General features: G+C 67.8%; 9 protein-coding genes. 7 read left to right on the top strand and 2 right to left on the bottom strand.

Annotated features, from left to right (window positions below):
• Positions 1 to 50 precede the first annotated feature (50 nt).
• The 6 genes from nirB to SBP01_RS06105 all read left to right on the top strand — a co-directional run bounded on the left by nirB (position 51) and on the right by SBP01_RS06105 (position 7,050).
• Positions 51 to 2,696 carry a nitrite reductase large subunit NirB gene (gene nirB / locus SBP01_RS06130; protein ID WP_320537856.1) on the top strand — a complete coding sequence of 882 codons (2,646 nt, stop codon included), beginning with the start codon at positions 51 to 53 and terminating at the stop codon, positions 2,694 to 2,696.
• Positions 2,697 to 2,698: 2 nt separating this feature from the next.
• On the top strand, positions 2,699 to 3,733 hold the full coding sequence (gene cobA / locus SBP01_RS06125) for a uroporphyrinogen-III C-methyltransferase (RefSeq protein ID WP_320537855.1): 1,035 nt from the start codon (positions 2,699 to 2,701) through the stop codon (positions 3,731 to 3,733).
• 14 nt (positions 3,734 to 3,747) lie between these two features.
• The gene (locus SBP01_RS06120; protein ID WP_320537854.1) at positions 3,748 to 4,896 is read left to right on the top strand and encodes a uroporphyrinogen-III synthase; all 1,149 of its coding nucleotides are present in this window, start codon (positions 3,748 to 3,750) and stop codon (positions 4,894 to 4,896) included.
• A gap of 103 nt (positions 4,897 to 4,999) precedes the next feature.
• Positions 5,000 to 5,905, top strand: a complete 906-nt coding sequence (locus tag SBP01_RS06115; protein WP_414004272.1) for an FAD-dependent oxidoreductase — start codon at positions 5,000 to 5,002, stop codon at positions 5,903 to 5,905.
• Positions 5,906 to 6,027: 122 nt separating this feature from the next.
• Positions 6,028 to 6,753, top strand: a complete 726-nt coding sequence (deoC, locus tag SBP01_RS06110) for a deoxyribose-phosphate aldolase (protein ID WP_320537853.1) — start codon at positions 6,028 to 6,030, stop codon at positions 6,751 to 6,753.
• Positions 6,754 to 6,804: 51 nt separating this feature from the next.
• Entirely contained in the window at positions 6,805 to 7,050 is a 246-nt protein-coding gene (locus SBP01_RS06105) for a hypothetical protein (protein ID WP_275212617.1), read from the top strand.
• A 79-nt stretch (positions 7,051 to 7,129) separates the two neighbouring features.
• Here the strand turns inward: SBP01_RS06105 and SBP01_RS06100 are convergent, their stop codons facing one another.
• Positions 7,130 to 7,951: a metal-dependent hydrolase gene (locus SBP01_RS06100; protein ID WP_320537852.1), complete on the bottom strand. Its 822-nt coding sequence runs from the start codon at positions 7,949 to 7,951 to the stop codon at positions 7,130 to 7,132.
• A 7-nt stretch (positions 7,952 to 7,958) separates the two neighbouring features.
• Positions 7,959 to 11,657 carry a transcription-repair coupling factor gene (gene mfd, locus SBP01_RS06095; RefSeq protein WP_320537851.1) on the bottom strand — a complete coding sequence of 1,233 codons (3,699 nt, stop codon included), beginning with the start codon at positions 11,655 to 11,657 and terminating at the stop codon, positions 7,959 to 7,961.
• Positions 11,658 to 11,881: 224 nt separating this feature from the next.
• Between mfd and SBP01_RS06090 the strand changes: the two genes are divergently transcribed.
• Positions 11,882 to 13,405 carry an SDR family oxidoreductase gene (locus SBP01_RS06090; RefSeq protein ID WP_320537850.1) on the top strand — a complete coding sequence of 508 codons (1,524 nt, stop codon included), beginning with the start codon at positions 11,882 to 11,884 and terminating at the stop codon, positions 13,403 to 13,405.
• Positions 13,406 to 13,451 lie beyond the last annotated feature (46 nt).

The raw sequence follows: 13,451 nt of genomic DNA, 5'->3' as shown, positions 1-13,451 counted from the left end.
GTCAGAGAAGGTCGCAGAACACCGTCTGCGGCCCATGCGAAAGGCCCACAGTGACCGAACAGACTTCAAGCACAGAGAACCAGCGCCGCATCGTCGTCGCCGGTGGCGGCCCCGCGGCCCACCGCTTCGCCGATGCCATGCATTCCCGTGGCCTCGAAGGCTGGCACGTTACGGTCCTCACCGAGGAAGCCCACCTGCCGTACGACCGGGTGGCCCTCTCCAAGGCCCTCACGGACACCGGTGTGGACCTGACACTCGGATCGGCTTCCATGTGGGACCACGATTCCTTGGACCTGAAGACCGGCGAGCGCGTCGTGAAAATCAATCCCGACACCCGGACCGTGGAGACCGCGGCCGGCACCACCGTCGCGTACGACCACCTGGTGGTCGCCACCGGATCGAGTGCCGCCCGCCTGCCCATCCCCGGGGCCGAGCACGTGCACGTCTACAGGACGCTCGAAGACGTCTGGTCCATCAGCAAGGCCATTGGTGAGCTCACGGACAAGCTGGGCCGCAAGATCACGGCCGTGACCATCGGCGGCGGGCTGCTCGGGCTCGAGTCGGCGGCAGGCACCGAGCAGCTCGGCGCCACCCCGGTGGTCATCAACGGCGCGCCGTGGCTGATGAACACGCAGTTGGATGAAGGCGCCGGCCAGGCACTGGGCCGCCTCATCGAGGCCAAGGGCTTTAAGGTCCACGGCGGCGTGTTCCCCTCCGAGGTCCTTGCCGATGAAGACGGCCAGGTCACCGGCGTCCTCATGGCCGATGGCCGCATCATCGACGCCGACATGGTCATCGTCGCCATCGGTGTCCGGCCCCGCGACGAACTCTTCCGCGCAGCCGAGGGCGAGGAACAGCTGTTCAGCCTGGGCCCGCGCGGCGGCGTGGTCATCAACGACTACTGCGCCACCGAGGTGGAGGGCATCTGGGCCATCGGTGAAGTAGCCAACTTCGAAGGCATGTGCCTGGGCCTGGTGGCACCCGCGAACACCATGGCGGAGATCGTTGCCGACCGCCTCCACGGCGGCGAGGCCACCTTCCCGGGCTTCGACACCGCCACCAAGCTCAAACTCTCCGGTGTGGACGTGGCCAGCTTCGGCGACGCGTTCGCCCGCACCGAGCACTCACTCGAAATCGTTTACGCCGACCCCGCCCGCGGGGTCTACCAGAAGATCGTCACCACCGATGATGCCAAGACCCTCCTGGGTGGCATCTTCGTGGGCGACGCCACTCCCTACACGAGCCTGCGCCCGCTCCTGGGCCGCGAACTGAGCGCCGAGCCCGGCGCCTACCTGACGGCTGCCGGCGGTGGCGACGCCCCCGAAACGGAACTCCCGGAAGATGCCATTCTCTGCTCCTGCAATAACGTCTCCGCCGGGACCATCCGCGATACCGTCAACGGCTGCGGCGCCTGCGACGGCAACGCACCAGTGCGGGAACTCAGTGAGCTCAAGGGCTGCACCCGCGCCGGGACGAGCTGCGGTTCCTGCGTCCCGATGCTCAAGAAACTGCTGGAAACCGAGCTGACCAAGTCCGGCGTCGAGGTCTCCAAGGCCCTCTGCGAACACATCGAACTCTCCCGCCAGGAGCTCTTCGACGCCATCCGCATCCTGGAGCTGACCTCCTTCGAGCAGATCATGGCGAAGTACGGCACCGGCGCGGGCTGCGATATCTGCAAGCCCACCATCGCCAACATCCTGGCCAGCCAGAACAGCGCCTACGTCCTGGACGCCGGCCGCGGCACCCTGCAGGACACCAACGACCGCGCCCTCGCCAACATGCAGAAGGACGGCACCTACTCGGTGGTCCCCCGCATCGCCGGCGGCGAGATCACCCCGAAGAAGCTCGGCGTCATCGCCGCCGTCGCCGAAAAGTACAACCTGTACACCAAGATCACCGGCGGCCAGCGGATCGACATGTTCGGCGCCCGGCTGGAGGAACTCCCGGAAATCTGGAAGGAACTGGTGGACGCCGGCTTCGAATCCGGCCAGGCCTACGGCAAGAGCCTGCGCACCGTGAAGTCCTGTGTGGGTTCCACGTGGTGCCGCTTCGGCGTCCAGGATTCGGTGGCCATGGCCATCCGGCTCGAACTGCGCTACCGCGGCCTCCGCAGCCCGCACAAACTCAAGATGGGCGTCTCCGGCTGCGCCCGTGAATGCGCCGAAGCCCGCGGCAAGGACGTGGGCGTCATCGCCACCGCCGACGGCTGGAACCTGTACGTCGGCGGCAACGGGGGCGCCACCCCGGCCCACGCCCAGCTGCTGGCCAAGGACCTCGACGACGACACCCTGATCAAATACATCGACCGCTACTTCATGTACTACATCCGGACCGCCGACCGCCTGCAGCGCACTGCACGCTGGCAGGAAGAGCTCGACGGCGGCATCAGGCACGTCGAGGACGTGGTGGTCAAGGACACCCTGGGCATCGCCGAAGAACTCGAAGCCGCGATGGCCAGGCACGTTGACACCTACGTGGACGAATGGGCGGACACCCTCAAGGACCCCGAGCGCCTGCGCCGGTTCCGGTCCTTCGTCAACGCACCGGACCAGAAGGACGACTCCATCACGTTTGTTTCCGACGAACGCGGCCAGTTCCGCCCCGCCACGCCGGACGAGAAGGCGGCAGCCGTCCCGCAGCCCGTCCTCATCGGCGCTTCCATCCCCGTCCGCGCACGCGACGAGAACGAGGTATAGCCATGCAGCTCAGTATTGATCTGACCGGCAGGGACGTCCTGGTCACCGGCTCCGACCACGCCGCACGCCAGGCGGTGCGCCGCTACGAAGCCGCGGGCGCCGTCGTCTACCGCCTCAGCACCCCGCAGGGTGCCGAGCATGACGGCCCGCTCCCCGATCGGCCCTTTCTGGTGGCAGCGGTCGACGACGGCCAGCCGGGCTGGGAGTCCATGCTGGGCAGGTGCCGCGCAGCCGGCATCCCGCTGGCGGCCGAGCCTGCCGCCGGTCCCGTTGGACACGTCACCCTGGTGGGCGGCGGCCCCGGCACCACCGAGCTGCTGACCGTCGCCGCCGTCAGCGCCCTCCGCGACGCCGACGTGGTGTTCTACGACCGGCTGGCCCCCTGCCAGGACCTGCCGGTCCTGACCTCGGCCGAGCTGGTGGATGTGGGCAAAAAGCCCGGCCACCACAAGGTCGGCCAGGCGGACATCGAAAAGCTGATGGTCGCCTCCGCACTGGACGGCAACAACGTGGTCCGGCTGAAAGGCGGGGATCCCTACGTCTTCGGCCGCGGCGGCGAGGAAGTGGCTGCCTGCGTGGCGGCCGGCGTGCCGGTCCGCGTCATCCCGGGCGTCACCAGCGCGATCTCCGTCCCGGCAGCGGCCGGCATCCCTGTCACGCACCGCGAGGTCAGCCACATGTTCACCGTGGTCTCCGGGCACGCCCCGCTGACCGACAAGGAACACCTGCACCTGGCAGGACTGGGCGGCACCATCGTGGTCCTGATGGGCATCGGCACGCTGCACCAGCTCGCAGCCGGGCTGCGCAAGGCCGGCATGCGCCCCGACATGCCCATGGCCGTCGTCGAACGCGGCTACCGTCCCGGCCAGCGCACCACCATAGCTGACCTGGGCACCATCACCTCCGCCGCTGCCGGGTGCAGCAATCCCGCCGTGCTGGTCATCGGTGAAGTGGTCCGCGTGGCCGAAGCAAACCGCGGGCACGCCGAGGCCGCCGCAGACCTGGACAGGCTGGCGGCCTCGCTGCTGGGTTCGTGAAAGGATTGATCCCCATGAACGCACTGGCACCGGCAGAAGCTCCGCAGGCCGACGAAGCACCCGACGCCGCGGGCTCCCCGCTGGAAGGCTTCCGCATCGGGGTGACCTCGCACCGCCGCTCCCGGGACCTCATCGAGGCCCTGGAACGCCGCGGCGCTGAAGTTTTGCACGCCCCCGCACTGAAGATCGCGCCCGTGCAGGAGGACATGCGGCTGATCGAGGACACCAGGACCGTCATCACGGCCCGACCGGACATCTGCATTGCCACCACGGCCTACGGCATGCGCCGCTGGTGCGAGGCGGCTGATTCCTTCGGTATCGGCGAGGAGCTGCTGGAGACCCTGGGCGCCTGCCGGATGTTCGTCCGGGGCCCCAAGGCCCGGGGTGCCGTCCGCGCGGCCGGACTTGCCGACGTCGGAATCAGCAGCGACGAAACCACCGCAACACTGGTGGACATGCTGCTGGCCGAAGGTGTCCGGGGCAAAACCGTCGCGGTGCAGCTGCACGGCTACACGGATGTCCGGCAGCTGGAACGCCTGCGCATGTCCGGTGCCACCGTGCTGACTGTCACCCCGTACCGCTGGGTGAAGCCCGACGGCGAGGACCGGCTTCCGCGCCTCATCGAGGCGGCGTGCAGCGGGAACCTGGATGTGCTCACCTTCACGAGCGCGCCCGCGGTGGACGCCATGTGGAGCACGGCGCACGAAATGGGCGTGTACAAAGAGCTGATCCACAGCCTCAAGACCAACGTCACCACCGCCGTGGTCGGCCCCGTGACGGCGCAGCCGCTGCTGGACGCCGGCGTCACCCCGCTGATTCCCGAACGGTTCCGGATGGGTGCCCTGATCCGGCTGGTCTGCGAGCACCTCGCCCTGAACCACGTCCGCCGGCTGGACACCGCGTCCGGCAACATCGAATTGCGCGGCCGGAGCCTGCGGGTGGACGGGCAGCCTGTGGAGCTGGCCCCGGCGCCGCTGCTGCTGCTGCGTGCCCTGCTGGGCGCCGGCGGGGCGGTGTTGTCCCGGGAAGCGCTCTCGGACCTGCTCGAACTGCGGGGCTCCGTCCATGCCCTGGACATGACCGTCAGCCGGCTCCGCTCCTCCTTACCGGACGGCAGGCTGGTGGAGACGGTGGTCAAACGGGGGTACCGGATCCGGGTGTGACCCACGGCATTACTGGCGGGTAAACATTGGCGAACGCACCCGCGTCAACCTGCAATGACAGGGAAACACGCCGGAAAAACGGGCCGCCTAGACTCGCAGCATCATGAACTTCCGGCCGTTCAGCGGCCGCCAGCGAAAGGGCCAGCACATGTCCGCTCCGGCACCCTCCACCTCAACCTCCGCCGCCACCCGAATTGTCATCGCAGGTGCGGGGCCAGCGGCCCAGGCGCTCGTCACCCGGCTGGACCGGGCCCGTTTCGCCGGCACCGTCACCATCCTCAGCAATCGTGACGACGTCTCCCCGGAACTCCTGGAACTGGCGGCCCTCCCCCAGGTCTCGCTCCGGTGCGGGCAGCCCGCCAGCTTTATCGAGCCGCAGACCCGGACCGTTACCACGGCAGACGGCATGGAATTTGGCTACGACCAGCTGGTGATCGCCACCGGTTCAGCACCGGAACGGGCTCCCGTGGCGGGTGCGGACCACTGCCTGAGCTACTCCACCATTGATGACGCCGCCCGCATTGGGTCAGCCGTCAGGGACCTGAGCACTGAACTGGGCAGGCGTCCGCTGGGAATCCTGGTGGGTACCGGCGCAGCGGCCGGGCAGGCGGAAGCGGTGCTCCGTTCCCGCGGCGTCCGTCCCGTCCGGACCACCATGCGGCCCGCCGCGGTGACACCCCGGACGGCCGGCACGGAACTCCGCTCCGCGGGAATCGTCTTTCCGGACGGCAGCACCATGAACGGCGACATCGTGGTCCTGGCGGAGGAACGGGTTTCACGCGATGGACTCGCTGCCAGTGCCGGGCTCCGGACCGCCCCCGGCGGCGGGATTGCCATCAGCCAGGATTTCCGCACCTCGGTGCCCGGGATCTGGGCCATCGGCGACGCCGCAACGTTCGACGGCGTCAGGCTGGGGCTGCTGGTTGCCGCGGCTTCCGCGGCCGGCGCCTGCGCCGCCCAGCTGATGTCAGCGTCCTCGCCCGGGACAGTCCTGCAGGCCGCGGCCTGACCCCTCCCGTTGCGGTTGCCGGTTAGCATCCGGCAGCTTCGGCGTGTGGCAAGATGGTTCCCAAAAGAGCCCTGCACTCCCTGGCTCCGACCGGCCCACAAGGCCATGAGGAAAGGACCATCATGAGCAACGATGCCATTTATGCTGACCAGCGCGGAACGGGCACGGACTCAACGCCTGGCAATATCGCCTCCTTCATTGACCACACCCTGCTCAAGCCTGAGGCCAGCGAGGCTGACATCCTCAAGGTGTGCGCCGAGGCAGCCGAATACCGTTTCAAGTCGGTGTGCGTGAATCCGCTGTGGGTCAAAACGGTCAAAACTGCCCTGCGCGGTTCCGGCGTGCTGACCTGCTCGGTGGTCGGATTTCCGCTGGGTGCCACGCCCACGGATGTGAAGACCTTCGAAGCCCGCGGTGCCGTGCTGGACGGCGCCGACGAAATCGACATGGTCATTAACATCGCTGCTGCGCGGGCCGGGGACAAGGGCGCGCTGGTGGACGATATCTCCGCCGTCGCCGAAGCCGTCCACGCCAGCGGCGCCATCCTGAAGGTCATTATCGAGACGGTGTTCCTCTCCGATGACCAGAAGGTCCTCGCCTGCCAGGCGGCCGTGGAGGCCGGGGCGGACTTCGTCAAGACTTCCACAGGTTTCAACGGCGGCGGCGCTACCGCTGAGGACATCGCCCTGATGCGCCGCACTGTCGGCCCTGAGCTGGGCGTCAAGGCCTCCGGCGGGGTGCGGTCCCTTGCTGATGCTCAGGCTATGATTGCTGCAGGCGCAACACGTATAGGTGCCAGCTCCGGCATTGCAATCGTCAAGGGTGAACAGGGTTCAGCCGGCTACTGACAATGCAGGAGCCGCCACAGATTTGAGCCCCGCGGGGCCGAGGAGGAACGAATGTCCAGCAAGACCACAGCGAACAGCACCACCAAGGTGCAGACCCCGGAAAACGAGAACAACCTGGTCACGAGCATCGGCCTGTTCGTCGTGATGATCGCCTTGTTCCTCGGCGCCGTCTACTCGCTGTCCTTCCTCACGCTGGACAACCCGTGGCCGATGGCCGTCTGCCTGGGCCTGTTCTTCCTGGCGTACTGGATCCCGCAGACCATCACCGGCCGCTCCGATTCGGCCGGCGGGAAGTAACACAACCCGCTGTACCTGCCGTAAAGCAAATGGCTGTGGCCCCGGATCGATCCGGGGCCACAGCCATTTAAGCTCCTGGTCAGCCGGCACCCAGCAGGCGGCTGACCGTGGTCTTTCCCAGCACCATGGCCGCCGGAAAATGCGCTTTGGCCGAAGCCCAGGCTGCAATGCACATTCCCACCATCGCGTAAGCACTCACCGGGATCAGCACCAGCCACTCCCGCCGTGAGCCGGCGCGGCCCAGCAACGGCAGCGAAAACGCCCCGTTGGCTTTCCAGACGTCGTTGAGCACGGGGAGTTTGCGCAGGAACCGGGGCGGTTTGATGACGATGGGCCAGAGCAGCGGCACGCCCCCGGTGGTGATCATGTCCCCCACAATATGGACCACAACACCGGTCAGCATGGACACCGGCAGCCATGTCCACTGGTGCGGGGCGAACCAGGTCACCAGCCCGGCCATGGTCAGGGCGAAGATCCAGTTGCTGATGAACCCCGATTTGGGGAACAGCTTCAGCGCCTTCGCCGCGATGTTGATCATAAACATGCACAGCAGGCCGGCGCCGACGGACAGCAGGCCCCAGCCGGTCTGCACCTGGATCTGCCCTGCCATCATGGCCAGGACCACAAAGAAGGCCGCGCCGAGGATGGAGTGGGTGCCTTGCCGGTGGCCGCCGCTGGCGTTCTCAATTCCCCGGGCAATGACGTTGGACAGCGGCGGCAGCGAGTTGGCCACGGTGCTGTGGCGGTGGTCCCAGTCGCACACCAGGGCCGTGCCTGCCGTGGCCATCCCGCCGATCAGGATGCCCGTGGCGTCCAGCGGATACCAGCCCAGCGTGTAGGGCCCCGTCGAGGCAATGGCTACCCACGCCGCGGCTCCCGACGCGGCGTGATGTCCTCCCATCAACGCCTTAGCTCCTGGTCTGTTCGAGGGAAGCAGGCGCGTCCGAGAAGATGTTCCTGATGACGCCGTTGGCCCAGTCCAGGATTTCGGCGTCCTGCAGGTCCCGGCCGCCCACCCGGGCGGTCTTGGGCTTGGGAATCAGCACCGCGTCCAGGGCCGGCTTGGACTGGGAACCCGGATACATGCGCGTGAGCCGCATCAGCTTTGACTCGGGCAGCTGGGCGGGTGAGAACTTGATGAAGTTTCCCTGCAGTGCGACGTCGGACAGGCCGGCTTCGCGGGCACCCACCCGGAAGCGGGCCACGGCGATGAGGTTCTGGACCGGCAGCGGCGGCTCCCCGTACCGGTCCACCAGCTCGGCCAGGACTTCCTCGATGGCCTCGGTGGTCAGCGCCGACGCCAGCTTGCGGTAGGCCTCCAGGCGCAGCCGCTCCCCCGGGACGTAATCGTGCGGCAGGTGGGCGTTCACCGGCAGCTCGATCTTCATTTCGGCGGCCTTTTCCTCGGCGTCGCCGCGGTAGTCCGCCACGGCCTCGCCCACCAGGCGGATGTACAGGTCAAAGCCGACACCCTGGATGTGGCCGGACTGCTCGCCGCCGAGCAGGTTTCCTGCACCGCGGATCTCGAGGTCCTTCATGGCCAGCTGCATGCCGGCACCGAGCTCGTTGTGGGTGGCCACGGCCTTGAGCCGTTCCAGTGCCACTTCGCCCAGCGGCTTCTCGGACGGGTAGAGGAAGTAGGCGTAGGCACGTTCGCGGCCGCGCCCCACCCGGCCGCGGAGCTGGTGCAGCTGGGAGAGCCCGTATTTGTCCGCGCCGTCCACGATCAGGGTGTTGGCGTTGGAGATGTCCAGGCCGGTTTCGATGATGGTGGTGCACACCAGCACGTCAAAGCGCTTCTCCCAGAAGTCCACAATGATCTGCTCCAGCCGGCTCTCGGACATCTGCCCGTGCGCCACTTCCACGCGCGCCTCCGGAACCAGTTCACGGACCTTCGCCGCGGTCCGCTCAATGGTGGAGACGCGGTTGTGCACCAGGAACACCTGGCCTTCGCGCATCAGCTCACGCCGGATGGCTGCGGAGGTCTGCTTGTCCGTGTACGGGCCCACGTAGGTGAGCACGGGGTGGCGTTCTTCCGGCGGCGTGGCCAGGGTGGAGGTTTCGCGGATGCCGGTCAGCGACATCTCCAGCGTGCGCGGAATCGGGGTGGCGCTCATGGCCAGGACGTCCACGTTGGTGCGCATCTTCTTGAGCGCCTCCTTGTGCTCCACACCGAAGCGCTGCTCCTCATCCACGATCACCAGGCCAAGGTCCTTGAACGCGAAGTCCTTGGACAGCAGCCGGTGCGTGCCGATGACCACGTCAACTGAGCCGCTCTTGACACCCTCCACGGTTTCCTTGGATTCCTTGGCGTTCTGGAAGCGGGAGAGTGCCTTGACCCGCAGCGGGAACCCGGAGAAACGTTCCGTGAAGGTCTCGTAGTGCTGCTGGGCGAGCAGGGTGGTGGGCACCAGGACCGCCACCTGTTTGCCGTCCTGGACGGCTTTGAAAGCCGCGCGGACGGCGATCTCGGTCTTGCCGTAGCCCACGTCGCCGGACACCAGCCGGTCCATGGGGATCTCGCGTTCCATGTCCGCCTTGACCTCGTTGATGGTGGTCAGCTGGTCCGGCGTTTCCACGTACGGGAAGGCCTCCTCCAGTTCGCGCTGCCAAGGGGTGTCCGGCGCGAAGGCGTGGCCGCGGGAGGCCATCCGCGCGGAGTAGAGCCGGATGAGTTCGCCGGCGATCTCCTTGACGGCCTTGCGGGCCTTGGACTTGGTGCTGGCCCAGTCCGAGCCGCCCATCTTGCTCAAGGCGGGGGTGTCCCCGCCGACGTAGCGGGTGACCTGGTCCAGCTGATCAGTGGGAACAAAAAGCCGGTCTCCCGGGGCACCTCGCTTGGACGGCGCGTATTCCAGGACCAGGTACTCGCGGACGCCGTCTCCCCCGCCTGCCACCTTGCGCTGGATCAGCTCAATAAAACGCCCGATGCCGTGCTGCTCGTGGACCACGGAGTCCCCCGACACCAGCTGGAGCGGGTCCACGGCGTTCCGACGTTTGGAGGGCATGCGCCGCATGTCCTTCGTAGACCCCGCCGAGGTCCGGCCCAGCAGGTCCGCCTCGGTCAGCAGCCCCAGCTTGAGGCTGTCCAGGACAAAACCGCGTCCGACGGCGGCCGTGGTCACCTCGATGATGCCCGCCTGGGGTTCGTGGTCCAGTGCGTCCACGCGGGCGCACGGGATATCGGCGTCGTGGAACAGTTCCGCGAGCCGCTGCGCGGGACCGGGCCCCTCCGTGGCCACCACAATCCGCCACTGGTCGCGGATGTGCGAGCCGATGAATTCCATCATTTCGGCGACGTCGCCTTGGTAGCCGCGCGGTTCACGGGCATGCAGGTTCAGAACGTCGATTTCCGGCAGCAGCTCCTCATCGGTTGCCAAGGACGTGATGGACCACCAGGACACCTCGTGGTCCAGGGCGAAACCGCGGGTTTCGGCCAATGAGCGGAAGCTGGCGGAGTGCAGGGCTTCAGAGGCCTGCGAGCTGAGGTCCAGCGGAGCCGTGCCGCCGTCCGACGCAGTGGACCACGCCGCCTCCAGGAACTCCTCGTTGGTGGCCGCAAGGTCATGGGCGCGGGTGCGGACCTTTTCCGGTTCGATGACCACCGAGATGGAGCCGGCAGGCAGCTGCTCCACAAAGGGAACCATGGCGTCAACCAGCACCGGCGCCAGGGACTCCATGCCTTCCACGGCGATTCCGCCCGCGATTTTCTCCAGCATGTCGCCGGCGGCCGGAAGCTGGGTCTTCAGGGTCGCCGCCCGTGACATCACCGACGGCGTGATCAGGATTTCGCGGCACGGCGGAGCGTGCAGCTCGGTGGGGTGATGGATGCCGGGGGCGGAGAGCGAGCGCTGGTCGGCCACCGCGAACCAGCGCATCTGGTCCACCTCGTCACCGAAGAATTCCACCCGGATGGGGTGGTCCTCGGTGGGCGGAAAGACGTCGATGATGCCGCCGCGGACGGCAAACTCACCGCGGTGGGTGACCATGTCCACACGGGCGTAGGCGGCATCGGCCAGCCGGCGCACCACGTCCGTGAAGGGGATGTCCTGGCCCACCTTCAGCGTGACCGGAACGAGTTCCCCCAACCCGGCCACAATGGGCTGCACCACTGCGCGGACAGGAGCCACCACCACCCGGAGCGCGCCCGCCGTCGAACTTTCCGGGTGCGCCAGCCGGCGCAGGACGGACAGCCGCCGCCCCACGGTGTCCGAGCGGGGTGAGAGCCTTTCGTGCGGCAGGGTTTCCCAGCTGGGGAACTCGGCCACGGAATCGGCGGGGAGGTAGGCCCGGAGGGCAGCCGTCAGGTCTTCGGCTTCACGCCCGGTGGCGGTGACGGCGAGGACCACCGGGGGGATCCCGCCGTCGGGCGTTCCCTCAACGGCGTCGGCACGGGCGGCGGCCAGGCCATCCGCCATTTCCGCGAGCAGCGCGGCGCGGAGTCCCGCCGGTGCGCTGATCTGGTAATCCTGACCACGGACGTCGAACCCGCGCTGCGCCTCGGCCTTCACGCGGGAGAAAGTACGGTCCTCGGCCAGGGCGCTGCGCAGTCCGGTAAGCGACGGGGTGGACGTGGCAGTACCAGTGCGGGAAGCGCTCAGGGTCATGACGGAAACTCCTGTGGTGTTTGAGGCCTGTGGTGTCCCTGTGGGGTTTCAGGGCGGCGCAGGCAACACGAAAAGCCGGGATTCGCTGCGAATACCGGGTCATCCCAGCCTACCGCGCCGCGGGCCGGACTAAGCTTTCAGGATCCGTGGCCGTCCGGAAGCCAGGCCGCTCCGAATGGCATAGTGACAGCGCCCCGCATTCGGGGTGACTGGAAGGAGTCAGCATGACCGGCACAACCCCAGCATCACCGCGCACCGTCCTGGTCACGGGCGCCACCGGCTACATCGGGGGCCGGCTCGTTCCGCGGCTGCTCGAGGCCGGGCACACCGTGAAGGTCCTGGTCCGGACGCCGGCCAAGATCGCGGGCGTGCCCTGGCTGGAGGATGTGGATGTGGTCCAGAGCAGCCTGGACGACGCCGGGGCCCTCCGCGACGCGCTCGCCGGCGTCGACGTGCTGTATTACCTGGTCCACTCCATGGCTGCCGGGTCGGGTTTCGAGGCGAAGGAAAAGGCGATGGCCGGGACCGCCGCGAAGGCCGCCGCGGACGCGGGCGTGGCCAGGATCGTCTACCTCGGCGGCCTGCACCCCGCCGGCGTGGAACTCTCCACACACATGCGGTCCCGCGAGGCGGTGGGCAAGGTGTTCCTGGACAGCCCGGTGGACGCCGTGGTCTTCCAGGCCGGTGTGGTGATCGGGTCCGGGTCCGCATCCTTTGAGATGATCCGGCACCTCTCCGAAACCCTCCCGTTGATGCCGGCGCCGAGTTGGGTGCGCAACAGGATTGAGGCGATCGCTGTCCGGGACGTGCTGTACTACCTGGTTGCCGCCGCCTCCCTGACCGGCCACATCAACCGCACGTTTGATATCGGCTGCCGCCAGGTCCTGACCTATGCGGGCATGATGAAGGAATACGCGGCCGAAGCCGGGCTGCCGTACCGCGTGGTCCTGGCACTGCCGGTCCCCGCGCCCAAACTGGCAGGGCTGTGGGTAGCCCTCACCACACCCATCCCCCTGTCCATGTCGCTGCCCCTGGTCCAGTCCCTGCAGCACGACGCCGTGGCCCGCGAGCACGACATCGACTCCGTCATTCCCGTGCCTGAGGGCGGGCTGACTCCGTACCGGCGTGCGGTTGCCCTGGCGCTGGGCAAGGAGCGCGACGGCCAGGTGGAGACTACCTGGGCCAGCGCCGGCGTGGATGCCGATCCCCTGCCCAGCGATCCCGAATGGGCCGGCCACAGGGTCTTCGTGGATGAGCGAACGTTCCACGGCGACGTTGACCCGGCCCACGTGTGGACGGTCATCGAGGGAATCGGCGGCCGTAACGGCTGGTATTCCCTGCCGTTGGCGTGGCAGGTCCGCGGCTGGCTGGATAAGCTCACCGGCGGCGCCGGGCTCCTGCGGGGCCGCCGTCACCCCGGCAACCTGGCGCCCGGCGAGGTGGTGGACTGGTGGCGGGTGGAACGCATCGACCGCGGGAAACTGCTGCGGCTTCGGGCCGAGATGCGCGCGCCGGGCCGCGCCTGGCTCGAGTTGTCCGTAGAGTCCGACGGCGGCGGGAGCCGTTACCGGCAACGCGCCATTTTCTTTCCCAAGGGTCTGAGCGGCAGGCTTTACTGGCTGGCCGTCCTGCCCTTCCACAGCCTGATTTTCCCGGCGATGGCCCGGAACATTACCACTGCGGCACAAAAGATCGCCGGCGCCGAGCGGGCGGAGGCCGGTTCCAAGAACACGCCGTCCGCCCCGTAGGATGTGGGGAGCAAAAAGCGTAACGACCCCGTATCACTGGAGGATC

Source organism: Pseudarthrobacter sp. IC2-21 (assembly GCF_034048115.1).
Classification (GTDB): Bacteria; Actinomycetota; Actinomycetes; order Actinomycetales; family Micrococcaceae; genus Arthrobacter; species Arthrobacter naphthalenicus.
The sequence above is the reverse complement of the archived record's forward strand: the minus strand, read 5'-3'. Positions and strand labels throughout refer to the sequence as shown.

Excerpts from the sequence above, each read along its gene's own strand:
- SBP01_RS06120 (WP_320537854.1), top strand. The coding sequence starts at position 3,748 with ATGAACGCACTGGCACCGGCAGAAGCTCCGCAGGCCGACGAAGCACCC.
- deoC (WP_320537853.1), top strand. The coding sequence starts at position 6,028 with ATGAGCAACGATGCCATTTATGCTGACCAGCGCGGAACGGGCACGGAC.
- SBP01_RS06090 (WP_320537850.1), top strand. The coding sequence starts at position 11,882 with ATGACCGGCACAACCCCAGCATCACCGCGCACCGTCCTGGTCACGGGC.
- SBP01_RS06100 (WP_320537852.1), bottom strand. The coding sequence starts at position 7,951 with ATGGGAGGACATCACGCCGCGTCGGGAGCCGCGGCGTGGGTAGCCATT.
- SBP01_RS06105 (WP_275212617.1), top strand. The coding sequence starts at position 6,805 with ATGTCCAGCAAGACCACAGCGAACAGCACCACCAAGGTGCAGACCCCG.
- SBP01_RS06115 (WP_414004272.1), top strand. The coding sequence starts at position 5,000 with ATGAACTTCCGGCCGTTCAGCGGCCGCCAGCGAAAGGGCCAGCACATG.
- mfd (WP_320537851.1), bottom strand. The coding sequence starts at position 11,657 with ATGACCCTGAGCGCTTCCCGCACTGGTACTGCCACGTCCACCCCGTCG.
- cobA (WP_320537855.1), top strand. The coding sequence starts at position 2,699 with ATGCAGCTCAGTATTGATCTGACCGGCAGGGACGTCCTGGTCACCGGC.